Origin of the sequence: Streptomyces rectiviolaceus (assembly GCF_039533825.1) — a bacterium.
GTDB classification, from domain to species: Bacteria; Actinomycetota; Actinomycetes; order Streptomycetales; family Streptomycetaceae; genus Streptomyces; species Streptomyces rectiviolaceus.
Genome location: NZ_BAAAUG010000060.1, coordinates 26,349 through 49,975, shown reverse-complemented (window position 1 = coordinate 49,975; position 23,627 = coordinate 26,349). Strand labels below are relative to the sequence as shown.

The window sequence follows — 23,627 nt, the reverse complement described above, 5'->3', positions numbered from 1 at the left end:
ACAGCGATGTCAGACCGCCATGCCTCCCATCTTCCAGACCGTCAAGGACGTGACGGTGCTGCCCTCGCCGAAGAGCTGTATGCCGAGGGAGTCCGCGCGGGAGGGGTACGCCCGGGTGGTGATGGAGCGGTGGGCGTTCGCGTACGCCTCGATGATCGAGCGGTCGACGAACACGTCAAGGGTCAGCTTGCCGCCGACTAGGGCGAGTGGACCCTTCTGGATGCCGAGGTCCGGCACGGCGCTGGAGACGTTCCCGGACCGGGTCCGGTCCACTCCGAGCTCCGTGGCCGCCGCGTCATAGAAGAGGCGGGTGCGTTCCTCGTCGCCCGGGCTGCGCAGTACGTCGAGGCCGAACTTGGCGGCACTGCCCGCTTCCATCGTCAGCTTGATGTGGAGCAGGTCTCCCTTGACCGAGCCGAGGGCGGCGTTCGCGTCGGAGACGGAGGTCGGACCGTCGATGTTCACGAGGGCCGCGCCGTCGTGGAGGCCCGCGACCTCGGCCACGGGCTCGAAGGCGAGGTCGCCGTCCTCCCGCTGGGACAGCACGATCGGGAGGCCGGCGTTGTGTGCCCAGCCGGAGTCGTAGTGGCCCTGTTCGGAGCGGCGGTCCTGGGCGATGGTGAAGACCAGGGAGCGCCCCTTGTCGTCGACCAAGCCGCTCGGGCCGGTGAAGTGGTCGCCGTAGTCGAGCAGTCGCGGCTCGGTGCTGTCAGGTGTCCACTTGCGGGAGCTGCCGTCCCAGACACCGACCCAGTAGAAGACGTACTTGCTGCTGTACTCGCCGGGACCGGCGGGGAAGGCCGGGTTGATGAGCAGTGCGCGGCGCTCGCGGCCCTGCGCGTCCTTCCCGATCGGCAGGAAGGTCGGCAGCTCCCACACCTGACCCGTCTTCGGGTGGGCTGCCACGTCGCCGACCATCAACGGCCCTGCGTAGGTCCAGTCGGTGAGGTTCGTGGAGGTGTAAAGGAGCGCCGTGCCGCCGATGTCGGTGCCCGACGAGGTCTGGACGCCCGAGCCCACCAGCTGGAACCAGGTGCCGCCCTCCTGCCAGACGAACGGGTCCCGGAAGTCCCCGAAGCGGACCTTGCGGTCCGCGCCGACGTCGAGATCGGCCTTCTGGCTGATCACGAGTGTGGGGTGCATCTTCCACTTCGCGAAGTCGGAGTCGTCCGGGTCGGCGGGGCGGGCGAGGCCGACTGCCTGGTTGGAGCGTATGGAGTCGTTGCCGGCGGTGAACAGCAGGGCCGGGACACCGTTCGCGTCGAGCGTCGAGGCCCCGGACCAGACGCCGTCGGGAGCCACACTGTCGGCCGTCGGTACGAGTGCGACGGGCAGGTCGCGCCAGTGCACCAGGTCCTTGCTGACCGCGTGTCCCCAGCAGATGTTGTGCCAGTACGGGCCGTGCTGGTTGTGCTGGTAGAAGAGGTGGTACTCGCCGCCGACCTGGAAGGGTGCGTGCGGTTCGTTCATCCAGTGGTTGGGCGCGGTGAAGTGGAAGGCGGGACGGTAGCGGTCGCCTTCGTACCGTGAGCGGTCCATCTCCATGGCGGCGTCGGGGATCGTGCCGCCGGTGAAGGTGTTCAGGTCCGCCTGGTGGCCGGCCGCGACTTCGGCGCCGCTCAGGGCGCCGCCGTGCAGTTTCAGTTCGTCGATCAGGCCGTTGAACATGTTCACAGCGAACGTGCCGTTGATGACAACGGGTTGGTTGTGCCGACCTATCAGCAGCGGAACGTCCGCCTTGCTCAGCCGGGCGGACGTCGGGACCGTCGCTTGGGCGACCGATTCCCCGTTGAGGTACAGCCTGATCTGACCGTCGGCAGGGGAGAACACGGCGGCTACATGCGCCCACTTGCCCGCGGTCAGAGCGGCGGACTGCGGTGCGGCCACCTCGTACCAGGCGTCTCCCGTGCCGATCTCGAACTTCCAGACACCATGCCTGCCGACGCCCAGGCAGAACCCGCGCCGGGCGCCCTTGTCCTGCTGGTTGATGATGACGGACGGCTTGCCCTCGTCTCCCCACTCGAAGGCCCGCGGCGCGACCCATCCCTCGACGGTCAGCCCGTCCGTGGGAAGCGTGGTCTCCGCGGCCCCGCGCGCGATCCAGGTGGAGTAGCCGTCGAAGAGCAGGGCGCCGGAGAGGACTCCGTCCGCTTCCTGCTTCGGGGACCACAGCGGGGCACTGTCCGGCTTGTGGACGGCGTCGTTGAAGACGTAGTTGATCGGATTCGTGGACTGCGTGACCTTTTCCCGCGTGGTCACACCGGCCCCTTCAGGGAAGTCCCAGTGGGCGGTGAGGTCCGCGGCGCGCGGCCCGTAGGTGGCTGCCGAGCTCCTGGTGGGCGAGATGAGCGGGACGAGCGTGCCCCCGACGGCGGCGGCGGACAGGACGCGGAGGACATTCCTTCTCTTCACGAGCGGCTCCTGAGTGGACGGTCGTGCAAAATCGATTTAACTCTCCGGACAGCAGGCATGGTTGGGCGGCTGAAGCTGCTAACGCAAGAGCTAACGCACGAGTTGACGCAGATCTGGTGGCATCTGGGCGTCTCAGAATCGTAAGTAGCGGCGCACAACGGACAGTTCTGTTGACTGCACATGTCCGAGGCGTTGACACGGTGTGGCGTGAGCAGGATCCTCGTCAGGCACTTGCTAATCCGATTTAGCGGAGATCGAGGAGTCAATGTCCGGGAACCGCGTGACCATGGCCGACGTCGCCCGGCGGGCGGGGGTGTCCCCGACGACAGCGTCCTTCGCACTGTCCGGCCGTACCGACATGCGGATCTCGGAGGCGGCCCGCAGCAAGGTCCTGGCAGCGGCGGCCGACCTGGGATACCGACCCAACGCCACGGCGCGCAGCCTGCGGACGAAGTCGAGTCAGACCCTCGGCTTCGTCTCCGACACCATCACCACCACACCCTTCGCGGGCGAGGTGATTCGCGGGGCCCTGGACGCGGCGAGAGCCAAGGACCACCTGCTCTTCATCACGGAGACGGGCGGCGACCGGGCGGTGGAATCCGGCCTCGTCAACGGCCTTCTCGACCGGCAGGTCGACGCAGTCATCTATGCCGCGATGTACACCCACTACGTCAGTCCGCCCCCGGAGTTGCACGGTCGGCGCGTGCTCCTGCTCAACTGTCTGGCCCCCGGTTTCGACGCGCCGTCGGTGATCCCCGACGAGATCGAGGCCGGCCGGACGGCGGGACGCGCACTGTTGGCCGCGGGACACGCCGCGGGGATCTGGGCCATCGGGGGCCATCAGGCGATCCCCGCGACGCCGGACGGCATCTTCGCCGGGCTCGAGCGTATGCGTGGCCTGCAGGAGGTCCTGCGAGACGCGGGAGCCCGACTCGACGGCGTGGTCGAATGCGACTGGAACGCCGAGGACGGCTACCGCGAAGTGGACCGCTTGCTCGCCGAAGGCCACCGCCCCCGCGCACTGGTGTGCTCCACCGACAGGGTGTCCTTCGGCGCCTACCAGGCCCTGGCCGAGGCCGGCCTGTCCGTCCCGCAGGACGTCTCGGTCGTCTCCTTCGACGACCAGGACATCGCCGGCTGGCTCAAGCCGGCGCTCACCACGGTCGCCCTGCCCCACCACGAACTCGGCCGCAAGGCCGTCGAGTTGATTCTCGGAGACGGTCCTCTGAGTGCAGAGACCCACCGCGTTCCCATGCCCCTGCGGAAACGCGACTCCATCGGGCCCGCCCGGCCCACGGCCTGACATCACATCCGGTGGGGCCGGGGTGCCACCCGACCCCACCGCAGTCCATCCGTGCCCTTCAACCAAGAACGGACGAACCTCAATGCGCAGAACCATCGTAATCGCAGCCTGCGCCGCCCTGGGGCTGACAGTCAGCGGTTGCTCCGGAACCGGAGATGCCGCCTCCTCGGGAGGCTCATCCTGTGACGGAAAGATCGACGGAAAGCGAACGATCAGCACCTTCTACCACGGTGGAGGTGAGGAGAAGAAGACGTTCCTCAACGTGGTCGACAGCTTCAACAAGAGCCAGGACCAGGTCACCGTGAAGGTGCAGAGCGTCCCCGAGGGCACGTACAACGACGCCGTCCAGGCCGCCTCCGCATCCGACAAGCTGCCGGACGTCCTCGACTTCGACGGTCCCAACCTCTACAACTACGCCTGGAACGGCGACCTGATCCCGCTCGACGACTGCATCAACGTGCGCACGCAAGGGCAGTTGCTCCCTTCGATCGTCCAGCAGGGCACCTATGACAAGAAGTTGTACGGTGTCGGCGCGTTCGACTCCGGCGTCGTCCTGTACGCGTACAAGTCCGCCCTCAAGAAGGTCGGCGCCCGCGTCCCCACCGGCGTCGACGACGCCTGGACCGCCGCCGAATTCACCGACGTCCTCGGCAAGTTGAAGAAGGCGGGCTACGACCGGCCCCTCGACATGCATATGTGGTACGGGCGTCAGGGGGAGTGGTTCTCCTACGCCTTCAGCCCCATCGTTCAGTCCGCGGGCGGCGACCTGATCGACCGGGACGGGTACAAGTCGGCGGCGGGAGCGCTGGACAAGCCCGAGGTCGTCAAGGCGATGAAGACCTTCCAGTCCTGGTACACGAAGAAATACGTCAACACCGAGGCCCAGGACGACACCCCGTTCCTCAAGAAGAAGAGCCCGATCGCGTGGAACGGCATGTGGGCCTACAAGAACGGCTACAAGAAGGCGGCCGGCGACGACCTCGCGGTCATCCCGCTTCCCGACTTCGGCACCGGCTCGAAGACCGGCATGGGCTCCTGGCAGTTCGGCATCACACGCAAGGCCGAGGACCCCGACGCCGCGGCGGCGTTCCTGGAGTACCTGCTCACCAAGAAGAGCCAGCTCTCCATGTACGACGCGGTGGGTGCGCCGCCTTCGACCGCGAGGGCGCTCAAGGAAACCGACATCTATGCCCCCGACGGCCCGATGAGCCTGGTGACCGAGAGCCTCAACCAGGTGCCCGGTGTGGCGGTGCCCCGTCCTCAGACCCCCGCCTACCCCACGATCACGCAGGCGTTCTCGCAGGCCGTCGATGACATCAGTCTCGGCAAGGACGTTCCAGGCGCCCTGAAGAAGGCGGTCGACACCATCGACCAGGACATCAAGGACAACGACGGCTACCCCGCCCAGTGAGACAGCCCGGTGCGGCGGAGACCTCCCCGCCCCGACCCGACCCCCGCCGCACCGGGCACTTCACGCTCCACCACCGCACCACGCCCCGCGCCTTGAGGTGAACCACCATGTCCCAGACCACCCTCGACAAACCCGCCCCGGCGCCGCCGTCGGCCCCCGTGGCCCGACGCCGCGGAGCGTCCGGGGCGAGCAGCCGAGGCCGCGTCGTCGCGATCCTGTTCTCCGCCCCGGCCCTGGCCCTGCTGGCCGTCTTCCTGATCTTCCCGTTCGTCTCCGCCATCGTCCTGTCGTTCACCAACCAGCGGCTTGCCTCGCCGCTCCCGGTGGAATTCACTGGTCTGGAGAACTACCGGCGCATCTTCACCGACGCGCAGTTCTGGCGCTCGTTCGGCAACAACACACTGTTCGCGGCCATCGTCGTGCCCGTGCAGGCAGCCGCCGCCCTGGCCCTGGCCGTCCTGGTCAACCGACAGCTGCGGATGCGCCTCTTCTTCCGCACGGTCTACTTCCTGCCCACCGTGACGGTGATGGCCGTCGCCTCGGTGGTGTGGAAGGTGCTGCTGCTCCCCGACTCCGGCCTCGTCAACGGGGTGTTGGGCACGCTGACCTTCGGGCATCTCCAGCCCGGCTGGCTTTCCAGCACGAGCTGGGCGATGCCGGCGATCGTGCTGACCTCGGTCTGGCAGGGCGTCGGATTCCAGATGGTGATCTTCCTCGCCGGCCTTCAGGCCATCCCTGCCTCGCTCTACGAAGCGGCGCGGGTCGACGGCGCCAACGCGTGGCAGCAGTTCCGCCACGTCACGCTCCCGGGTCTGCGCAACACCCTGGTGTTCGTGATCAACGTGACGGCGATCTTCGCCTTCCGCCTGTTCGACCAGGTCTACATGATGCCGCAGTTCCCCGGCGGTCCCACGGACGCCACCCGCACGATGATGCTGCAGCTGCTGCAGACCGGGTACACCAGGCGCATGATCGGCCAGGCTTCCGCCATCGCCGTCGTCTTCTTCCTGTTCGTTCTCGCCGTCACGCTGGTCCAGCGCCGGCTCGGCCGTGAGGAGCGCGCTGTCCGATGACTCTCTTCACCGCCCCCGGACGCCGCTCGGCAAGGCCGGTCCCGGGGCGCCCCCGCCCTCCCCACAACCTGCTGCGGCACTACCTCATCTGCGGACTCGTCGCGCTGGTGATGCTGCTCCCGCTGGTCTTCATGTTCGCCGGTGCCCTCAAGCCCAACGCCGACGTCCTCGCCGACGGCGGCAGTTGGCGCGCGCTGATCCCGCTGGATCCGACGCTCGACAACTTCACCAGTGCGTGGGAGCGATCGAACTTCGGCCGACTGCTGCTCAACTCCCTTGTCGTGTGCGGCGCCACAGTCGCCCTCGGCCTGGTCGTCAACAGCATGTTCGGCTACGCGCTCGCCAGGCTCCGCTGGACCGGCCGGAACATTGTCCTCGCCGCCGTGGTCGCGCTCATCATCATCCCGTTCGAGGCGCTCGCCATCCCCCTGCTGTTGATGATGACGGAGCTGGGCTGGCTGGACACCTACCAGGCGCAGATCGTGCCCTTCATCGCCAACCCGTTCTTCATCTACCTCTTCTACTCGTTCTTCCTCGCGCTGCCCCGGGAGCTGGAGGAGGCCGCCCGGGTGGACGGAGCCGGCCCCTGGCGGACCTTCCGCAGCATCATCGTGCCGCTGTCGAAGCCCGCGTACGCGTCGGTGGCGATTCTGAGCTTCCTGATGACCTGGGGGCAGCTCCTCTGGCCGGTCATGGCCACGCGGAGCGAGGACGTACGGCCCCTGCCGGTGGGCATGTCCGTCTTCCAGACGCTGCCGCCCCTGCAGTGGGGAGACATCATGGCGTTCGCCACGATGATGACCGTCCCCACTCTCGTGGTGTTCCTGATCTTCCAGCGCGCCTTCGTCCAGGGCGTGGCGGCGCAGGCGGTCAAGGAGTGACCGCACACGCACAGCCGACCTCCGCAGTACCGAACGGCGTGCCGTCGCACGCTCCTTCTCACATCGAAAGGCGGCCCATGGCCGACGACCACATACGAGTCCCGCACCTCCCGGAGGTGCACCTCCGGCCGCCGGCGAACTGGATCAACGACCCCAACGGCCTGGTCCACCACGACGGTTGGTACCACGTCTTCTTCCAGCACAACCCGCAGGCGCCCACACACGACCGGGTCCACTGGGGCCACTACCGCAGTCGGGACCTGCTGCGCTGGGAACCTCAACCACTCGCGCTCACGCCGGAGCTCGGGCAGCCCGACGAAGACGGCTGCTTCTCCGGCAACGCCGTCTCGTACGAGGGCAGGATCATTGCCTTCTATTCGGCACACAGAGTCGGCCATCCCTGGCAGCCCGTCGCCGCGGCCGACTCCGGCCCGGACGGGAGCACGTTCGTCAAACGGCCCGAACTCCTCGTGGCGGACCCGCCGTCGGGCGTGACGACCTTCCGCGATCCGTACGTATGGCGGGACGGCGACCGCTGGCGCATGCTCGTCGGCGCCGGCTGTGCCGAGGGTGACGGCGCCGTACTCTCGTACACCTCGCAGGACCTAACCGACTGGACGTACGACGGCCCCCTGCACCGCCGGGCGGACACAGCACCGAGCGACTCCGTGATCCGCACGGGAGAGGCATGGGAGTGTCCCCAACTCGCCGTCTACGACGACGGACGCGCCCTGCTGCTCACGAGCGCCTGGTACCAGCGCACGGGCCCGTCACACGTCGTGGCCTGGAACGGCCACCAAGACAGCGGCGACTTCCGGTTCGAGACCGCGACCCGCTTCGACCACGGACCCGACTTCTACGCCCCCGCCCTGATGCGCGCCCCTGGAGGGAGGTGGCTGCTGTGGGGCTGGTCCTGGGAGGCACGGGACGAATCCTGCGCCAAGGAGGCGGGTTGGGCGGGAGTCCTGACCGTTCCCCGGGAACTCACCCTGCGCGCCGACGGAAGCCCTCACCAGGCGCCGGCACGTGAACTGGACGGTCTGCGGACGAGCACGTGGCTGAAAGCCATGCGGGCACAGTGCGGGACCACATCCGTGCTCGGCAGCGTCGGTCCCGCAGCCGACATCACTGTCCGCGTCGGCTTCGCCAGGGACACAGCCTGGGGGCTGCGGATCATGTGCGGAACGGGCAGCGCCGATCACGACGACGCCGGTTACCTGGACCTGGAGATCCGTGACGGCGCGTTGACGGTCGACCGCGGGCACGCCTCAGCCGATGCCCGCGCCCACGTGGGTTCCTACCGAATGCCGCTACCGGAGCTCGTCCCGGATGGGGAGCTCGAGCTGCGGATCATCCTGGACCACTCCATCGCTGAGATCTTCAGCGGTTCCGGTGAAGCACTGACCCTTCGCTTCTATCCGGCGCAGTGCGATGCGTGGACCTTGGTGTCCCGCGGTCTCGCGAGCGACGCGGTCGACGTGATCGTGACGGCGCACGCGCTGCGGACACCGGACGCCGCCACTGCCGCGTAAGGCGCGCCGGCAGCATGCAGGTCCGGGGCCGGGACCGTACGTATTGCGTCACCTGCGTGCGTACGGTCCGACGGTCTCGCACTGCGTCGCGATCCTTGAACCGGCGGCAAAGGGCGCCTGACCTGCCCCAGGCCGACGGCGGTGAGTCGGGAGTTCGCGGGTGCCCACCTGTGTCGTGTCGGGCCGATCCAGGCAGAGATTGCTTCTAGTCTTGCCTCGGTTTGTCCCTTCATGACGGCAATCAGTCCCTGAGAGGTGCGGTGTCCCAGGCATCACACGTCCCTCCTGCCACCGCCTCGGTGATGGAGAGATTCGATCTGACGGGCAAGGCGGCGGTGGTGACCGGCGGGAACCGCGGTCTCGGGCGGGCCTTCGCACTCGCCCTGGCCGATGCCGGGGCCGACGTCGCGGTGCTCGCCCGCGATGGAAGCCGCAATGCGGCAGTGGTCCGGGAAGTCCGGGCACGCGGCGTCCGCGGGATGCACCGGGAGGTCGACCTGACCGTGCAGGACAACGTGCAGCAAGCCCTGGACGACACGGTTGAGGAATTCGGGGCCCTCGATGTGCTGGTGAACAACGCCGGCGTGTGCGTGCACACCCCGTCGATGGAGGCTGACGAGGCCGCATGGCGTGCCGTGTTCGCCCTCAACGTTGACGCCGTCTGGTGGTGCGCCACGGCAGCCGCCCGCCACATGGCGGCTCGCTCCGGCGGCTGCGTCGTCAACATCGGCTCGATCGCGGGGCAGGTGGCCCTGCGCCCCCAGGCGCAGGCCGCCTACGACGCCTCGAAGGCGGCGGTGCACCAGCTCACCCGGTCCCTCGCAGCGGAGTGGGCCCCCGCCGGCATCCGGGTCAACGCACTGGCCCCTGGCTACGTGCGCACCGAGATGGCCGCCGTCGACGACCCACGGTTTCGACGCCGATGGATCGATGACGTTCCCCAGCAACGCTGCGCGCTGCCGGAGGAGATCGCCCCCGCGCTTGTCTTCCTCGCCAGCGAGGCATCCGCCTTCATGACCGGCCAAGTCGTCTTCGTCGACGGCGGCTACACCGCCGTGTGACCGGCTCGGCAACGCGCCGACGAGTAGCAGCGCGAGAAACACCTGCCCATCCTGTGACAGGTCTCCTTGAAGCGGTTCTATTGAAGCGGTTCTACGAACTGTGAGGCACGCACGATGAAGCGCACGCCAGATGTCGCGGCGCTGGAGGGGCTCGCTCCGCCCGCCGCCGTGGTCTTCGACTGCGACGGCACCCTCATGGACACCGAACCGTTCGCCGACGCAGCGCGCAGTGCTGTCTTCGCCCGCCGGGGCCACGTCTACGACGACGCGGCCCGCGGTGCCCTCGTCGGCTTGTCCACGGCCCAAGGGGGCGAGGTGATGTCCCGTCTCTTTGGCGGCAGCGCGGCGCGGCTCGCCGAAGAACTCGCCGAGGAACTCCTGGCCGCCGTCGCGGTAGGAGCGCAGCCGACGCCTGGTGCGGTGGACATGGTGCGCCGGACGGCTGCCCTGGTGCCGGTCGCGGTGGCCAGCAACGGCCCCCGCCCCCTCCTGGACAAGACGCTTGCCCAGGGTGGCCTGGCCGGATGGCTGCCGATCACCATCTCCGGAGACGATGTCGAGCGGCCCAAACCGCACCCGGACTGCTACCTCGCAGCTTGTGCGGCTCTTGGCGTACCGCCCGAAAAATCATTGGCGGTGGAGGACTCGCCGGTCGGCGCCCGAGCCGCCAACGCGGCGGGAATGGTCGTGCTCGGCGTGGGCGGCCTGGCTCACACTCCACACCTGCACGCGTACGTTCCTTCTCTCGACGACCCTGCACTCCGGTGTTGGCTTGCCACCTGGTAGCCCCCCAGTGTCTTCGGCGCGGTGTCATTGCGCCGAACCGGCGATTTGCGCTGAGGGCCCAAGACCCCCACACCTTCTGGGCCGTTGTGGGTCAAGTCTGCCCGTCACCACGGTGGCCGGGCACCTCTTGCCGGATTTCCACTTCAAGGAGCATGGCCAGCGTGACAGAGAACAGGATCCTGTCCTGGGCCCCGCGAGCGGTCGTCTTCGACTGCGACGGTGTCTTGATGAGCACGGAGGAGTACTGCCTCCTGAGCAAAGTGCTCGTTCTGCGCGACCACGGCGTCGAGCCGGATGCCGCCGTGCTCGCCTCGCTGAAAGGACTGCACTACAGCGCGGCCGGAGACACTCTGGCTCGCTCACTCGGTACGTCGGCGAGTGCCGAGGAGTGCAGCGCGCAGGCACTTGCCAAACAGCGCGAGCTGTACCGGACCCACCCGTCGCACGCGTTGCCGGGCGCGCTGGATCTGGTGCAGGCCACCGGCGCGGTGATGCCGGTGGCCTGCGCCACCAGCTCTCCGCAAGATGCCGTGGAACATGTGCTGGCCAGGGCGGAGATCCTCCCGTATCTGGTGTGCGTGACCTCCCCGACCATGGGTTTGGCTCCCAAGCCGGCGCCCGACACCTATCTGGCCGCCGCCGAAGCCTGTGCGGTCGAACCGGCCGACATCCTCGCCGTGGAGGACTCGACCAGCGGGATCCGTTCCGCGGTGGCCGCCGGTATGCGGGTACTGGGCGTAGGCCCTGAGCCGTCCGCGGAGCAGCTCGCCCTCGTCGACCACTGGGTTGCCTCGTTGGACGACCCGGAGCTGGCCGCCTGGGCCCGGCGCCTGGCCCTTCCGAACAGTGATGAGGCATCGGCATGCGTGTAGCACTGGTGGCGCAGGACGGAAAGAAGGAAGCGTTGCGTGCGTGGGCTTCCAAGCACGAGGTGAAATTGGCCGGCCACGACCTGGTCGCGACCGGCGGGACCGCCCAGGTGTTGAGCGAGTGCGGACTCACCGCCCGTGCGCTGGCCTCCGGACCGCTCGGCGGCGATCTGCACGCGGCCCACCTGGTTGCCACCGGCGAAGTCGATTTCTGCGTCTTCTTCCGCGACCCGGCCGTCCACCCCGCGCACGAGGCGGACGTGGCCGCGCTGGTCCGCCTGGCGCTGGTGCATGACGTACCGCTCGCGCAGAACGAGTCCACGGCCAACGCGGTGCTTTCCGCATTGCTCTAGAGGCATGAGGGTTCGGACACGCCTGCGTGAAGGGCAACGACCTTTGATGGTGACCGGGGGGTAGGGGGGGCTGCTGCAGGAAGCCGCCGGGGACGGCTGTGTCAATCCATATCAACCAGAAGGGCAGACATGGGACTGGCATACCTGCGCTCGGACGCGGACCGGGCGATGGGCGTCGGCATGGGCCGCGTACTCGTGCGGGAGACGGCCGGCTGCGGGAGGGACATGGCCCTGGCGCTGCGCACGGCGCAGGGGGCGAGCAAACTGACCGCGCCCTACTGGATGGGCCGGCGCTTCCTCGGGGCGGCGGGCCGCCCCCTCGCCGACGACACCCCGCTCTCGCTGAACTTCCTCACCCCACGGCAGGCGGCACGCGTGCGCATCCGCAGGAATCAGAGCGATCTGCTCATCCTGTGGCAGGTCTTCCTGAAGCGGTTCTACGAACTCGGCGTCCACTACCGGCTCGACGAGGACATCGACACCCTCGACACGATCGTCGACCTCGGCGGCAACACCGGCCTCGCCGCGTCCTACTTCACTGCCCGCTACCGCCCCCGCACCCTGCTGACCGTGGAACCGATCCCGCAGAACCTCGCCGTCCTGCGGCACAACGCCGCCCTGTCCGGACTTGACTGGAAGATCGAGCCGGCGGCCGTGGCCGGGAAGTCCGGGACGGCGGAGTTCACCGTGAGCGCGTTCTGGGACACCTGCACCGCCGTGCCCGCGGTGGCCGACCTGCGCCGCACCCGCCCCTACCGACTGGAGAACGTGCTGGCCCGTCCGGGCGTGCGGGTGCCCGCGATCACGGTGGGCGAGGTGCTCGCCAAGCACGGCATCGGCCACGTCGACCTGCTCAAGGTCGACGTCGAGGGCAGCGAAGCCGAGGTGTTCAGCGAGGTCCAGCCATGGATGGAGCAGGTCGAGCGGATCGTCCTGGAGGTCCACGACAAATACATCGACGGTGAAGTCGTCCGGGCCACGATGCGCGCGGCCGGATTCCGGCAGGTACCGCCGCGCGTCCCGGAGCCGGCCGGCTTCAATCCGGTCGAGCTGTACGTGAAGCGGTGAGCGGCGACGGCACGATGGCGTGAGTCCACGGCCGACCGCCACAGCCCCTTGCATGTTCTATGCCATACCCCATAAGTTACCGGCAGGTAGCCCATTCAGGGGGGCGTCTTGTCGTCGGGGAGGGTGGTGGGCGGGTGAGTCCGCGCAGTAGTGATAGCCGTGGCCGGATGGTCCTCAGCGCTGCCGCGCTGCTGCGGGAGCACGGGGCGAGCGCGACGAGCATCGACCGGGTGCTCGCTCACAGCGGGGCTCCCAGGGGCTCGGTGTATCACCACTTCCCCGGCGGGCGGGCGCAGCTCATCGACGAGGCGGTGGCGCTTGCGGGGGACTTCATCGCGGGTCTGATCGACGCCGCCATCCAGGCGGATGATCCGGTGCAGGCCGTCGACGCGTTCTTCGTGCTGTGGCGCGACCGGCTCGTGGAGAGCGGCTTTCGGGCCGGCTGTCCGATCGTGGCGGTGGCCGTCGAGACCAACGACGACGCACCCCAGCTCGCCCGCTCCGCCGCCGCCGTCTTCGCCCGCTGGCAGGAGGCTCTCGCGGCCCTCTTCCTGCGACACGGCCTGACCGAGGAGCGCAGCCGCAGACTCGGTGCCTTCATCATCGCCGCGGTCGAAGGTGCGGTGATCATGTGCCGCGCCGAGCAGAGCACTGCCCCGATCGAGGCGGCCGCCGCCGAGATCCACGACCTGCTCCGCTACGCCCTGCGCGACCGCCCCGGTACCGAATCCGGTCCCCGGCCCGAGGCGTAGCTCGCAGTCCTTGACCCACGTCAGCTCAGTCCGAGACCCACGTCAACTCCGTCCGAAGGAGTCGCCATGCCCTCGCTCGACCGTCAGGACAACGTTTTCGTTCTCGACCTCGGAGACGGTGAGAACCGCTTCCACCCCGACTGGATCACCGCCTTCGGCGCCGCGCTCGACGAGGTGGAGAAGGCGGAAGGCCCCCGCGCCCTGGTCACCGCAGCCACCGGCAAGTTCTACTCCAACGGGCTCGACCTGGACTGGCTGTTCGCCCACGCCGATCAGCATCAGGACTACGTCGTCTCCGTCCACGAGCTGTTCGCGCGGATGCTGTCGCTGCCGGTCATCACCGTGGCCGCGCTGCAGGGGCACACCTTCGCCGCCGGCGCGATGTTCTCCCTCGCCCATGATTTCCGCGTGATGCGTGCCGACCGCGGCTACTGGTGCCTGCCTGAAGCGGACATCAATATCCCCTTCACCCCCGGCATGGCCGCGCTCATCCAGTCCCGTCTTGCGCCGCAGACAGCGCACAAGGCCATGCTCACGGCTCAGCGCTACGGCGGCGCCGACGCCGCAGCCGCGGGCATCGTCGACCAGGCGGTCAGCGAGGACGCCGTACGCTCCACCGCGATCGAGATTGCCCAGGCGCAGGTGAACAAGGCCGGCGACACCCTCGGCACCATCAAGGCCCGCATGTACGCCCCGGCACTGGCCACCCTGCGCGATACCGCCAACCCGCTCGGCTGATCAGGACCTCCCCATCGCACCACCCCGCGCCCCCGGTTCGCATGTGCCCCGGGGCGCGGGCCCGCCTCTCGCGGCGGCACCACCAGCACCACGTAGCACCACGTAAGGAGAACAACGGTGACCACCACCGACTTCGCCGCCATGACCGGCCTGGAACTGATGCGCTGGGTACAGGCCGAACGCCCCACCGACGTCCCCTCCATCGGCCGCCTGCTCGGCATGCGCTTCGACGAGGTCGAGCACGGCCGCATCGTCATCTCCCTCGACACCCGCCCCGACTTCGCCAACCCCCTCGGCACCGTCCACGGCGGTATCGCCGCCACCCTCCTCGACTCCGCGATGGGCTGCGCCGTGCACACCACCCTCCCGGCCGGTAGCAGCTACACCACCCTCGAACTCAAGGTCAACTACATCCGCGCCGCCCGCACCGACGGCCAGACCCTCACCGCGGAAGGCACCGTCATCCACGCCGGCCGCCGCACCGCCACCGCCGAAGGCAAGGTCCTCGACGAACAGGGCAAACTCATCGCCCACGCCACCACCACGTGCATGATCCTTTAGCTCGCCCGGCCAGAGCCAGCTTCCACTGGGCTACGCCCCCCCCAGTCGGCGGGCGCGGACCGGACACCTGGCGGATATCCCATTGAACGGTTCCGTTCAAGGATCGGGAGTCCCTGGTGCGAGGCGTAACCGAATGCGCCGCACGTATCGGTCTTGGCGAAGGAGACATCATGCGACGCAGGACGAGTGTTGTTGCGGCTTTGGCGTTCACCGCCTCTCTGGTGACGGCTCCTGCCGCATCGGCGGCGTCGGCCGCCGCGCCACGGTGTGACACCAAGCCCGTCCAAGAAGCCCTGAAGGCGCTGAAGGGTGTTGGCGCCTCGGGGATCAGCTTGACGGTGAAGAGCCCACGCTGCGGTGTTCTGAAGAGCGGTGTGGGCCTTGCCGACCTGAAGACGGGCCGCAAGGTCGTCGGCGATGAGCACAGCCGCATCGCCAGCAATACCAAGACCTGGGTGGCCACGGTCGTGCTCCAGCTCGTCGGCGAAGGAAGGCTCAAGCTCGATGACACCGTCGACCGCCATCTGCCCGGCCTGATCCGCACCGAGCACTACGACGGACGCAAGATCACCATCCGGCAGCTGCTGCAGCACACCAGTGGCCTGCCCGACTACCTGGAGGCGCCGTTCTGGGCGGACGAGACCGCGCACCGCTGGGATCACATCGAGCCCTTGCGGACGATCAAGCAGGCGCTGACCCTGCCCGCGCCCGAGGACAAGCCCTTCTCGTACTCCAACACCAATTACAACCTGGCAGGCTTGATCGTCACGAAGGTCACCGGACGCAGTATCGGCACCGAGCTCAAGCAGCGGATCTTCAAGCCCCTCGGGCTGCGCGACACCTACTGGCCCGGCGACCGCACCACGCTCCCCGAGCCGGAGCTGCGAAGCTACGTGAAGCGGTCCGGGAAGCTGCTGGACTGGACGGAATGGAACGTCTCCGGGTCCGACGCGTCGGGTGCGCTGGTCTCCACCGGTGCCGACGTGACCGCCTTCTGGTCCGCCCTGATGTCCGGCAAGCTGTTGGCCCCGGCCCAGCTGACCGCCATGAAGCGAACCGTTCCTGATCCCACTGTGCGGGGCGCGCGTTACGGCCTGGGAGTCGAGCGCGAAGAGCGCACCCCGGGCTTCGTCACCTGGGGGCACAGCGGCTTCATGGAGACCGGGCACAAGCTCAGGAATGCCGTCACCGACGACGGCCGACGGGCCGTGACCCTGCTGATCGGCTCGGAAGAGTTCAAGGAGGCGAAGGTCGACTCCGTCCTTCGCACCCTCATCCGAGACCTTCGCTGACAGGGGCCAGTCGCATGCGGGGGGCATAGCCTCATCAGGACAGCACCCAGCACGGTACGGAGGAACACGCGTGATCCGGGTAGTGGTCGTGGACGACGAAGCGCTCGTCCGGTCCGGGTTCGAACTGATCCTCAATGCCGCCGAGGACATTCAGGTCGTCGCGACGGCGAACGGCGCCGACGCGGTCGACACGGTGCGCAGGGAGAGCCCGGATGTCCTGCTGCTCGACATCCGCATGCCGGACGTCGACGGGCTCACCGTGCTGCGCGCTGTGCGGGCCCTGCCCCACCGGCCCGTGGTGGCCATGCTGACGACGTTCGACACCGACGAGTACGTCCTGACCGCGCTGCGCTGCGGCGCAGGCGGCTTCCTGCTCAAGGACACCGACCCCGTGCAACTGGCGCAGCTCGTACGCACCCTGGCCGCCGGCGGCATCGTCATGTCCCCCAAAGCGTCCCACGCCGTCCTGCGCGGCCATCCGGCGGCAGCCGCGGCCGCAGATCAGGGCGTGGCCCGCGTCCGAGACCTGACGGACCGCGAACGTCAGGTGCTGCTCCTGATCGCCGATGGCCTGTCCAACGGTGAGATCGGAACCCGGGTCCATCTCAGTGCGGGCACCATCAAGGACCACGTCAGCGCGATTCTCGCCAAGCTGCGGGTGAGCAGCCGCGTCCAAGCCGCCCTCCTCGCCCAGCGGGCCGGGCTGCTGTCGGACCAGGGTGGCGAGGGTGGCGAGGGCGACCAGGGCGGAGAGGGTGGCCGGTGACCGCCTGGAAGAAGGTGCCCGCCGGGGCCATCGACGCAGCGTTGGTGGCGCTGGCCGCCTTCGACGTCTGGTGGACCCTGGAGCAGAACGCGGCAGACACCGCCGTCCTGGTCCTGGCCGTCGGTGTGCTCGCCTGTGGGGCGCTCTTCCTCCGTCGTCGCTTTCCCCTGACCGTGTTCGCGCTCACCGTCCTGGCCAGCCTGGTACTGGACATCCAGGCCGCCTCGGTCGTCGCGCTGTACACCGTCGCCGAGCGCTCCCGCAATCGCCGCCTGCTCGCCGCGTGCGCCGTCGCCTCCGCGGCCGCATCGTCCGTCCCCCTGCCGCCGTCCCATTTCGCCGAGATCCACGACACGTGGACCCTGGTGTACTTCGGCTACCTGCTCGCCACCGCCGCCGCCCCCGTTCTGCTGGGGCAACTCATCCAGGCCCGCCGGGACTTGTCCCTGCGCCTTGCCGAGGTCGAGGAAGCACGTGAACACGAGCGACAGCTGCACGCTCAAGCGGTCCTTGCCCGTGAACGCGCCCAGCTCGCCCGGGAGATGCACGACGTCGTCGCCCACCAGGTCAGCCTGATCGCCGTACGGGCAGGAGCGCTCCAAGTAGCCGCCCCGGATCCCGACACCCAGGAGGCGGCCCGCACCATCCGCTCGCTCAGCGTCGGCACCCTCGACGAACTGCGCCACATGGTCACGCTGTTGCGGGCCTCCACCGGCGGCGCCACCGAACTCACCCCTCAGCCCACTCTGGCCGACCTGCACCAACTCGTCGCCAACAGTGCGATCCGGTCGACCCTGACGGGCGAACTCCCCACCGACATCACCACGACCGCGCAGCGCACCGTCTACCGCACCGTGCAAGAAGCCCTGACCAACGTCCGCAAACACGCCCCCGGCGCCACCGCGGCCGTCCACCTGTTCCATCACGACGCCGAGTTCGGCGTCATGGTGACCAACACCCGGGCGAGCCGCCCACCACTGCCCCTGCCGAGTTCCCACCAGGGCCTGATCGGTCTGGCTGAACGCGCGGAACTCCTGCACGGATCCTTCAGCGCAGGCCCGCTGCCCGACGGCGGCTACCGAGTCGTGCTGGAGATCCCTGTCGGCACTGAGGGACCGTAAACAGAACCGCTCCGCGAAGGAACAGACGCTCGGCGACCTGAAGGTCTTCCGGGCGAGCGACGTCCATGGTCAGACGCGCAGGTCGAGCATCGCGGACATCGCCGCGACCACGGAGGGCGCCACCTTGTAGTACACCCAGGTCCCGCGGCGCTCGGAGGTCAGCAGGCCCGCGTCCTTGAGCTTCTTCAGGTGGTGGGAGACGGTCGGCTGGGAGACGCCGACATCGGAGATGTCGCACACGCACGCCTCGCCGCCCGCGTGCGAGGCCACCTTGGAGAACAGGCGCAGCCGCACCGGGTCGGACAGCGCCTTGAACATGGCGGACATCCGCTCGGCGTCCTCGGGTGACAGCTCCCCGGCGGTGATCGGCGGGCAGCACGGCACCACGGCCTCGGTGTCCAGCACCGGCAGTTCGACAACCTTCGACTTCGACATACGTCTATGTTGACACTCATCGATACCAGTGGCAAGCTCAAGACATCGACAACCGTCGAACCAAGGAGACCGAGCATCATGAGCACCCAGCAGCTTCCCGTCGTCGTCATCGGAGCAGGTCCCATCGGTCTGGCCGCGGCCGCCCACCTCGTCGAGCGCGGCCTCGAGCCCCTCGTTCTGGAGGCGGGCGACAGTGCGGGTGCGGCCGTACGCGAGTGGAGCCACGTGCGCCTGTTCTCCACCTGGGGTGAGGTCGTCGACCCCGCCGCCGAGAAGCTCCTGGCCCCCACGGGCTGGGTGAAGCCGGACGGCGGCACTTACCCCACCGGCGGCGACTGGGCCGGGAAGTACCTGCAGCCGCTGGCCGACGTCCTGGGCGAGACGGTCCGCTTCGGCGTGACGGTCACCGGCGTCTCCCGCCAGGGCCGTGACCGTGTCGTGGACGCCGACCGCGAGCAGCAGCCCTTCACCGTGCACATCCAGAGCGCCGACGGCAGCGAGCAGCGGATCGTCGCCCGCGCGGTCATCGACGCCTCCGGCACCTGGTCCACGCCAAGCCCGATCGGCGGCGACGGCCTGCCCGCCCTCGGCGAGCGCACCTCGGGTGCGCGCATCTCCTACCGCGTGCCCGACCTCAAGGACCCTGCCGTCCGGGCCCGTTACGCGGGCAGGCGCACCGCGGTCATCGGCTCCGGAGCCTCCGCGTTCACCGCACTCGCCTACCTGGCCGACCTCGCCAAGGACGCCCCGGACACCCACGCGGTCTGGGTCCTGCGGCGCGGCCTCAGCGGCTCGACCTTCGGCGGCGGCGAGGCCGACCAGCTGCCCGCCCGCGGCGCCCTGGGCCTGGCGGCCAAGGCAGCGGTGGACGACGGTCACGCCGACGCCGTCACCGGCTTCCGGACCGACGCCGTCGAGCAGAGCGGCGATCAGCTGGTGCTCGTGGCCGAGGACGGGCGCCGTCTCGACCCGGTCGACGAGGTCATCGTCCTCACCGGCTTCCGCCCCGACCTCTCCTTCCTGGACGAGCTGCGCCTTGGCCTCGACGAGCGCCTCCAGGCCCCCCTCGAACTGGCCCCGCTGATCGACCCCAACCAGCACTCCTGCGGCACCGTCTACCCGCACGGCGTGGGCGAGCTCTCCCACCCGGAGCAGGACGTCTACCTGGTCGGCATGAAGAGCTACGGCCGCGCCCCCACCTTCCTCGCCATGACCGGCTACGAGCAGGTCCGCTCCATCGCCGCAGCCCTCGCAGGCGACCACGAGGCCGCCGAGCGCGTGGAGTTGACCCTGCCGGAGACCGGGGTCTGCGGAGGCGCGGGCCTGTTCGACGAGCCCGCCGTTGCCGAGGAGTCCGGCGGCGGCTGCTGCGCGACCCCGGCCACCGTCCAGATCGGCATCGGAGCCCCAGCCGCCACATCGGGCGGCTGCTGATCGACGTGCCCGACGCCGACACGAACGCGGCCGAGGCCGACACCGGAACCGAGGCTCCGGAACGGTCGCGGCCGCGCGCCGTCCTGCCGGCGCTGTGCGCCACCCAGATCACCAGCTGGGGCATCGTCTACTACGCCTTCCCGGTCCTGAACGCCCGCATCACCGCGGACACGGGATGGTCGACGGCAGTGACAACCGCCGCCTTTTCAGGGGCCCTTCTCGTGTCCGCCGCCGCTGGAATACCCCTGGGGCGCGTTCTCGATCGCCGTGGCCCGCACCTGGTGATGACAGCGGGCTCGGTCCTCGCCGTCATGGCTGTACTGGCGATAGCGGCGGCCCCGAACCTGGCCACGTTCTTCGCGGCCTGGCTGCTCGCCGGGGTGGCCATGGCGGCCACCTTCTACCATCCCGCGTTCGCCGCCCTCACCCGCTGGTGGGGCCCGCACCGCGTACGCGCGCTCACCGTGGTGACCCTCGCGGGCGGACTGGCCTCCACCGTCTTCGCGCCGCTGACCGCCGCACTGGCGGACCACCTGAGCTGGCGTGCGACCTACGCCGTCCTCGCCGCGATCCTCGCCGTCGTCACGATCCCCGCCCACGCCATCGCGCTGCGCGCACCCTGGCCGCCGGCGCCCCCGCAACCCGGCCACCTGACGGCCGAAGGGCACCACGGCATCGCGCGGGGGCGCCCCTTCCTCCTGCTCGCCGCCGCCTTCACCCTGTCGGGATTCGCCGTGTACGGGGTCGTCATCGGCCTTGTGCCGCTCCTGACGGAACGGGGCGCTGACTCGACAACAGCGGCCTGGGCCCTGGGGCTCGGCGGAGCCGGACAGACCCTCGGCCGCACCCTCTACTCTGCCGTCGCCCGGCGTACGGGCGTCGCCACCCGCACCGTCGCGCTGCTCGCGGCAGGCGGGGCCACCACGCTGGCGCTCGGCCTTGTCCCGGGCCCCATCCCCTTCCTCATCCTCCTGGCCGTCCTCGCCGGAGTCGTCCGAGGCAACCTCACCCTTCTCCAGGCAACCGCGATCACCGACCGCTGGGGCACCACCCACTACGGCCGCCTGTCCGGACTCATGGCCGCCCCGGTGACCGTCGCCGCAGCACTGGCGCCATGGGCCGGAGCGAGCCTGGCCCAGCAACTGGGCGGCTACGCCGTCGTGTTCACCGTGCTCTCCGTGGTCTCGCTCGCCGCGGCGATCGTGGCGATCGGTACCCGCGTGCCGGTGCTCTCCGGACCGGCGCCGAAGGCGGGCGACCGACAACCGAGACGGCTGCCGAGCGGCATGGGGGAGCGCTGACGGCTGCGCGTCCCTGTGGTGTGGGCCGGCAGGAGCCGCATCACCGACGACACGGCTCCTGCCAGGTCCCTTCGTGGTGGGAATTCCCGCATCTCACCCCCGAAGGGCACCGCGCGAGGAGGGGACGGGGGGAGCCTCCTTCCTCGCGCCCCGGGCGGCCGTCGCCGCCCAGTGCGCGGCGGCCATCATCGAAACGAGCCGCTCCGTTCGCACAGTCACGACGTTACTCCGCCTTTCCTTCACCGTCCGCACACAAGTGCGGAGTTGGTACGAACCGTTGCGCCCTGTCGATGCGCGTGGGCGCGCGGGGATCAGGGGAAGGAGACCACCTTGGACGGCACCGTGTCGGAGCCCGACGTGGGAGCACCGATCGCGTTGATGACGTGTGCGTACTGCCCCTTGCCGCCGAGCGAGACGACGAGCAGGTGGTGGAACTTCACGCCCGGTTTGTTCGGGGCGGCGAAGCCGTGCTCCTGCACGATGGTCGGGTCGACGTTGTAGTAGCAGTAACTGCCGAGGCCCCAGCCTTCGTGGGTGTTGACGGAGTCGGCGACCTTGTACGAGGCGAAGCCCCGGAGGCTGCCGTTCTGGATGGCGGCCTGGTTGGGGGCGTCGTACGCCTTCTCGTTCTGGTAGAAGATCGTGCGCCCGCGCTCGCCGTTCCACTGCACGTCGTACTTGTTGAAGTGCTCCACGAACAGGCCGGTCGCCAGGACGTCGGCGCCGTTGACGACGACGCCGTAGTCGGCCCGGTTGGTCTCCCAGCCCACGCCCTCGCCGTGGTCGGCGCGCCAGACCCAGGTGTGGTCGACGATGGTGTGGCGGCTGTTGACCACCATGCTGGTGGTGGCCTTGCCCGCGCCCGCACCGCCGATCCGGATGAACACGTCCTGGACGGTGACCGGGTTGCCGACGTGTGAGGCGCTCGCGCCCGCGGGGCCGACCTCGACGAGCGTCCGGGAGTTCTGCGGCCCGGCGTCGACCAGGAACCCGGCCAGGCGTATCCCGTCCACGTCGGCGGTCTTCACCGCGGTCACCCCGCCGTCCGGGATGAGGGTGGCGTAACCGATGCCGAGGACGACGGCGTTCGCCTTCTTGACCTCGATCGGCCGGTCGAGGTGGTAGATGCCGGGGGTGAGCAGGAGGTGGAGCCCCTGGTCGAGGGCGGCGTTGAGGGTGGCCGCGCTGTCCCCCTCCTTGGCGACGTAGAAGGCGGAGAGGGAGAGGGACTGGCCCTGCGGGGTGCCGTTGCCCCAGCTGGTGCCGCGCGCGTTGGTGCGCAGAGCGGGCAGGAAGACCTTGTACTCCCCGCCGTCGAGATAGAGGAAGGGCTTCTCCCGGGAGTACGGGGTGGTGTTCAGGGTGGTGTACGGCGGGTCGGGGAAGGTGTTGCCGGGGGCGCCCTCGACCCCGGAGAAGACCATGTTCCACACCGCGTTCAGCCAGCCGCCGATCGAGCTGTCGCGGGTGTACCACTGCTGCTGGGAGTACGGCTGGACGGTGCCGTCGATCCGGCTGTCGGCGATGTAGCCGCCGCTGGCCCAGCCGTAGCCGTTGGGCGCGAGGTTCAGGTCGCCGCGCACGTGCATGCGGCGGAACGGGGCGGCCTGGGAGACCGCCCAGCGGTTGCCGCCGCTGACCGGGGAGAGGGAGAGGTTCTCCGCCGAACGCCAGAAGTTCTGCGTGGCGTTGCCGTTGAACCAGCCCGCGTCGACGGTGACGTCGCCGTTGAAGTGTGTGTCGTCGGGGGACAGGCCCAGGCCCATGATCGAGGTGTAGAAGCCGATCTGGGCGTTGAGGCCGCCGTAGGTGCCGGGCTTGAACAGCAGGGCGTAGCGGTCGGTCCCGAACTGCGCCGACTCCTGCTTCTTGAAGATCTCGTCCAGCTTCGCCTGGATGCCCCCGGTGGACGGGTCGAAGACGATGACGTTCGGACCGAAGTCGGGAGCGGCGGCGTTCGCCGGCCGGGGGCGGCGGGCAGCGGGGGACTGCACCGGGGGCGCGTCGGGAGCGGCGACCGCGTGGGAGGCGAGCAGACCGGTGGCCGGGACCGCCAGAGCGGCGGCGAGGGCGGTGCGGCGGGAGAGGGCGGATCTCGCGGCGGGCGCAGGGAGCTCAGACATGGCAAGTCTCTCTGGTAGCAGGGCGGTTGGTTCGCCGAGGTGCTGGTGCTTGCGGGGGGGGGGGGGGGGGGGGGGGGGTGGGGGTGGAGCCGCTCCGGGGTGAAGGGGGCAGAGCGGTGCCGCAGGCGCGCGATCTGAGTTCAGGACATGAACGGTGATCGCCGAGAGAGCGCTCTCTCGTGTTGGATAGTTGTGTCTGCGACAAGGTGCGTCAAGGGGGTGCGCACGATGTCGCACCGACTCGGCGGAGAGAAGTCAACTAGGTCACCGTGTGGGCAAGTTGAAGCCAATCGCCATCGGCTGGGCGTTATGTCAGGCGAGGCCACGGGTCCTCAACGGCCAGAACCAGCCCGGA

21 protein-coding genes are annotated in these 23,627 nt (G+C 69.2%); 18 read left to right on the top strand and 3 right to left on the bottom strand.

Features of this window, described 5'->3' with window-relative positions:
• Window positions 1-9 precede the first annotated feature (9 nt).
• Complete coding sequence (locus ABD378_RS18135; RefSeq protein ID WP_344521974.1) at window positions 10-2,412, bottom strand: GH32 C-terminal domain-containing protein; 2,403 nt, start codon at window positions 2,410-2,412, stop codon at window positions 10-12.
• 265 nt (window positions 2,413-2,677) lie between these two features.
• Between ABD378_RS18135 and ABD378_RS18130 the strand changes: the two genes are divergently transcribed.
• The 16 genes from ABD378_RS18130 to ABD378_RS18055 all read left to right on the top strand — a co-directional run bounded on the left by ABD378_RS18130 (window position 2,678) and on the right by ABD378_RS18055 (window position 17,979).
• A complete protein-coding gene (locus ABD378_RS18130; protein ID WP_344521973.1) occupies window positions 2,678-3,715 on the top strand; it encodes a LacI family DNA-binding transcriptional regulator in 1,038 nt (345 codons plus the stop codon).
• Between the two features lie 82 nt (window positions 3,716-3,797).
• Window positions 3,798-5,126 carry an ABC transporter substrate-binding protein gene (locus ABD378_RS18125; protein WP_344521972.1) on the top strand — a complete coding sequence of 443 codons (1,329 nt, stop codon included), beginning with the start codon at window positions 3,798-3,800 and terminating at the stop codon, window positions 5,124-5,126.
• 107 nt (window positions 5,127-5,233) lie between these two features.
• Window positions 5,234-6,199, top strand: a complete 966-nt coding sequence (locus ABD378_RS18120) for a carbohydrate ABC transporter permease (protein WP_344521971.1) — start codon at window positions 5,234-5,236, stop codon at window positions 6,197-6,199.
• The gene (locus tag ABD378_RS18115; RefSeq protein WP_344521970.1) at window positions 6,196-7,080 is read left to right on the top strand and encodes a carbohydrate ABC transporter permease; all 885 of its coding nucleotides are present in this window, start codon (window positions 6,196-6,198) and stop codon (window positions 7,078-7,080) included. Before ABD378_RS18120 ends, ABD378_RS18115 begins: the two co-directional genes overlap by 4 nt.
• Window positions 7,081-7,157: 77 nt before the next feature.
• Window positions 7,158-8,612 (top strand): glycoside hydrolase family 32 protein, encoded by a 1,455-nt coding sequence (locus tag ABD378_RS18110; protein ID WP_344521969.1) that lies wholly within the window; start codon window positions 7,158-7,160, stop codon window positions 8,610-8,612.
• A 302-nt stretch (window positions 8,613-8,914) separates the two neighbouring features.
• Entirely contained in the window at window positions 8,915-9,673 is a 759-nt protein-coding gene (locus ABD378_RS18105) for an SDR family NAD(P)-dependent oxidoreductase (RefSeq protein ID WP_344521968.1), read from the top strand.
• 114 nt (window positions 9,674-9,787) lie between these two features.
• Complete coding sequence (locus tag ABD378_RS18100) at window positions 9,788-10,459, top strand: HAD family hydrolase (protein ID WP_344521967.1); 672 nt, start codon at window positions 9,788-9,790, stop codon at window positions 10,457-10,459.
• A 161-nt stretch (window positions 10,460-10,620) separates the two neighbouring features.
• Window positions 10,621-11,331: an HAD family hydrolase gene (locus tag ABD378_RS18095; RefSeq protein WP_344521966.1), complete on the top strand. Its 711-nt coding sequence runs from the start codon at window positions 10,621-10,623 to the stop codon at window positions 11,329-11,331.
• A complete protein-coding gene (locus tag ABD378_RS18090) occupies window positions 11,322-11,681 on the top strand; it encodes a methylglyoxal synthase (protein WP_344521965.1) in 360 nt (119 codons plus the stop codon). Before ABD378_RS18095 ends, ABD378_RS18090 begins: the two co-directional genes overlap by 10 nt.
• 129 nt (window positions 11,682-11,810) lie before the next feature.
• Window positions 11,811-12,749 carry an FkbM family methyltransferase gene (locus ABD378_RS18085; protein ID WP_344521964.1) on the top strand — a complete coding sequence of 313 codons (939 nt, stop codon included), beginning with the start codon at window positions 11,811-11,813 and terminating at the stop codon, window positions 12,747-12,749.
• Window positions 12,750-12,916: 167 nt separating this feature from the next.
• Window positions 12,917-13,501, top strand: a complete 585-nt coding sequence (locus ABD378_RS18080; RefSeq protein ID WP_344521963.1) for a TetR/AcrR family transcriptional regulator — start codon at window positions 12,917-12,919, stop codon at window positions 13,499-13,501.
• A gap of 66 nt (window positions 13,502-13,567) precedes the next feature.
• Window positions 13,568-14,239 (top strand): enoyl-CoA hydratase-related protein, encoded by a 672-nt coding sequence (locus tag ABD378_RS18075; protein WP_344521962.1) that lies wholly within the window; start codon window positions 13,568-13,570, stop codon window positions 14,237-14,239.
• A gap of 117 nt (window positions 14,240-14,356) precedes the next feature.
• Complete coding sequence (locus ABD378_RS18070; protein ID WP_344521961.1) at window positions 14,357-14,800, top strand: PaaI family thioesterase; 444 nt, start codon at window positions 14,357-14,359, stop codon at window positions 14,798-14,800.
• 170 nt (window positions 14,801-14,970) lie between these two features.
• Window positions 14,971-16,092: a serine hydrolase domain-containing protein gene (locus ABD378_RS18065; protein ID WP_344521960.1), complete on the top strand. Its 1,122-nt coding sequence runs from the start codon at window positions 14,971-14,973 to the stop codon at window positions 16,090-16,092.
• A 70-nt stretch (window positions 16,093-16,162) separates the two neighbouring features.
• Complete coding sequence (locus tag ABD378_RS18060; protein WP_344521959.1) at window positions 16,163-16,858, top strand: response regulator; 696 nt, start codon at window positions 16,163-16,165, stop codon at window positions 16,856-16,858.
• Window positions 16,855-17,979 (top strand): sensor histidine kinase, encoded by a 1,125-nt coding sequence (locus ABD378_RS18055; protein WP_344521958.1) that lies wholly within the window; start codon window positions 16,855-16,857, stop codon window positions 17,977-17,979. The genes ABD378_RS18060 and ABD378_RS18055 overlap by 4 nt, the downstream gene beginning before the upstream one ends.
• A 69-nt stretch (window positions 17,980-18,048) precedes the next feature.
• On the opposite strand, the gene ABD378_RS18050 is transcribed toward ABD378_RS18055, so the two are convergent.
• The gene (locus ABD378_RS18050; protein WP_344521957.1) at window positions 18,049-18,414 is read right to left on the bottom strand and encodes an ArsR/SmtB family transcription factor; all 366 of its coding nucleotides are present in this window, start codon (window positions 18,412-18,414) and stop codon (window positions 18,049-18,051) included.
• 78 nt (window positions 18,415-18,492) lie between these two features.
• On the opposite strand from ABD378_RS18050, the gene ABD378_RS18045 reads away from it, so the two are divergent.
• Window positions 18,493-19,848, top strand: a complete 1,356-nt coding sequence (locus ABD378_RS18045; protein ID WP_344521956.1) for an FAD-dependent oxidoreductase — start codon at window positions 18,493-18,495, stop codon at window positions 19,846-19,848.
• Between the two features lie 5 nt (window positions 19,849-19,853).
• On the top strand, window positions 19,854-21,149 hold the full coding sequence (locus tag ABD378_RS18040) for an MFS transporter (RefSeq protein ID WP_344521955.1): 1,296 nt from the start codon (window positions 19,854-19,856) through the stop codon (window positions 21,147-21,149).
• A 311-nt stretch (window positions 21,150-21,460) separates the two neighbouring features.
• Here ABD378_RS18040 and ABD378_RS18035 read toward each other — a convergent pair whose 3' ends face one another.
• Window positions 21,461-23,272 (bottom strand): coagulation factor 5/8 type domain-containing protein, encoded by a 1,812-nt coding sequence (locus ABD378_RS18035; RefSeq protein WP_344521954.1) that lies wholly within the window; start codon window positions 23,270-23,272, stop codon window positions 21,461-21,463.
• Between the last annotated feature and the right edge of the window lie 355 nt (window positions 23,273-23,627).

Excerpts from the sequence above, each read along its gene's own strand:
- ABD378_RS18130 (WP_344521973.1), top strand. The coding sequence starts at position 2,678 with ATGTCCGGGAACCGCGTGACCATGGCCGACGTCGCCCGGCGGGCGGGG.
- ABD378_RS18125 (WP_344521972.1), top strand. The coding sequence starts at position 3,798 with ATGCGCAGAACCATCGTAATCGCAGCCTGCGCCGCCCTGGGGCTGACA.
- ABD378_RS18120 (WP_344521971.1), top strand. The coding sequence starts at position 5,234 with ATGTCCCAGACCACCCTCGACAAACCCGCCCCGGCGCCGCCGTCGGCC.
- ABD378_RS18115 (WP_344521970.1), top strand. The coding sequence starts at position 6,196 with ATGACTCTCTTCACCGCCCCCGGACGCCGCTCGGCAAGGCCGGTCCCG.
- ABD378_RS18110 (WP_344521969.1), top strand. The coding sequence starts at position 7,158 with ATGGCCGACGACCACATACGAGTCCCGCACCTCCCGGAGGTGCACCTC.
- ABD378_RS18105 (WP_344521968.1), top strand. The coding sequence starts at position 8,915 with ATGGAGAGATTCGATCTGACGGGCAAGGCGGCGGTGGTGACCGGCGGG.
- ABD378_RS18100 (WP_344521967.1), top strand. The coding sequence starts at position 9,788 with ATGAAGCGCACGCCAGATGTCGCGGCGCTGGAGGGGCTCGCTCCGCCC.
- ABD378_RS18090 (WP_344521965.1), top strand. The coding sequence starts at position 11,322 with ATGCGTGTAGCACTGGTGGCGCAGGACGGAAAGAAGGAAGCGTTGCGT.
- ABD378_RS18085 (WP_344521964.1), top strand. The coding sequence starts at position 11,811 with ATGGGACTGGCATACCTGCGCTCGGACGCGGACCGGGCGATGGGCGTC.
- ABD378_RS18080 (WP_344521963.1), top strand. The coding sequence starts at position 12,917 with ATGGTCCTCAGCGCTGCCGCGCTGCTGCGGGAGCACGGGGCGAGCGCG.
- ABD378_RS18075 (WP_344521962.1), top strand. The coding sequence starts at position 13,568 with ATGCCCTCGCTCGACCGTCAGGACAACGTTTTCGTTCTCGACCTCGGA.
- ABD378_RS18065 (WP_344521960.1), top strand. The coding sequence starts at position 14,971 with ATGCGACGCAGGACGAGTGTTGTTGCGGCTTTGGCGTTCACCGCCTCT.
- ABD378_RS18050 (WP_344521957.1), bottom strand. The coding sequence starts at position 18,414 with ATGTCGAAGTCGAAGGTTGTCGAACTGCCGGTGCTGGACACCGAGGCC.
- ABD378_RS18045 (WP_344521956.1), top strand. The coding sequence starts at position 18,493 with ATGAGCACCCAGCAGCTTCCCGTCGTCGTCATCGGAGCAGGTCCCATC.
- ABD378_RS18035 (WP_344521954.1), bottom strand. The coding sequence starts at position 23,272 with ATGTCTGAGCTCCCTGCGCCCGCCGCGAGATCCGCCCTCTCCCGCCGC.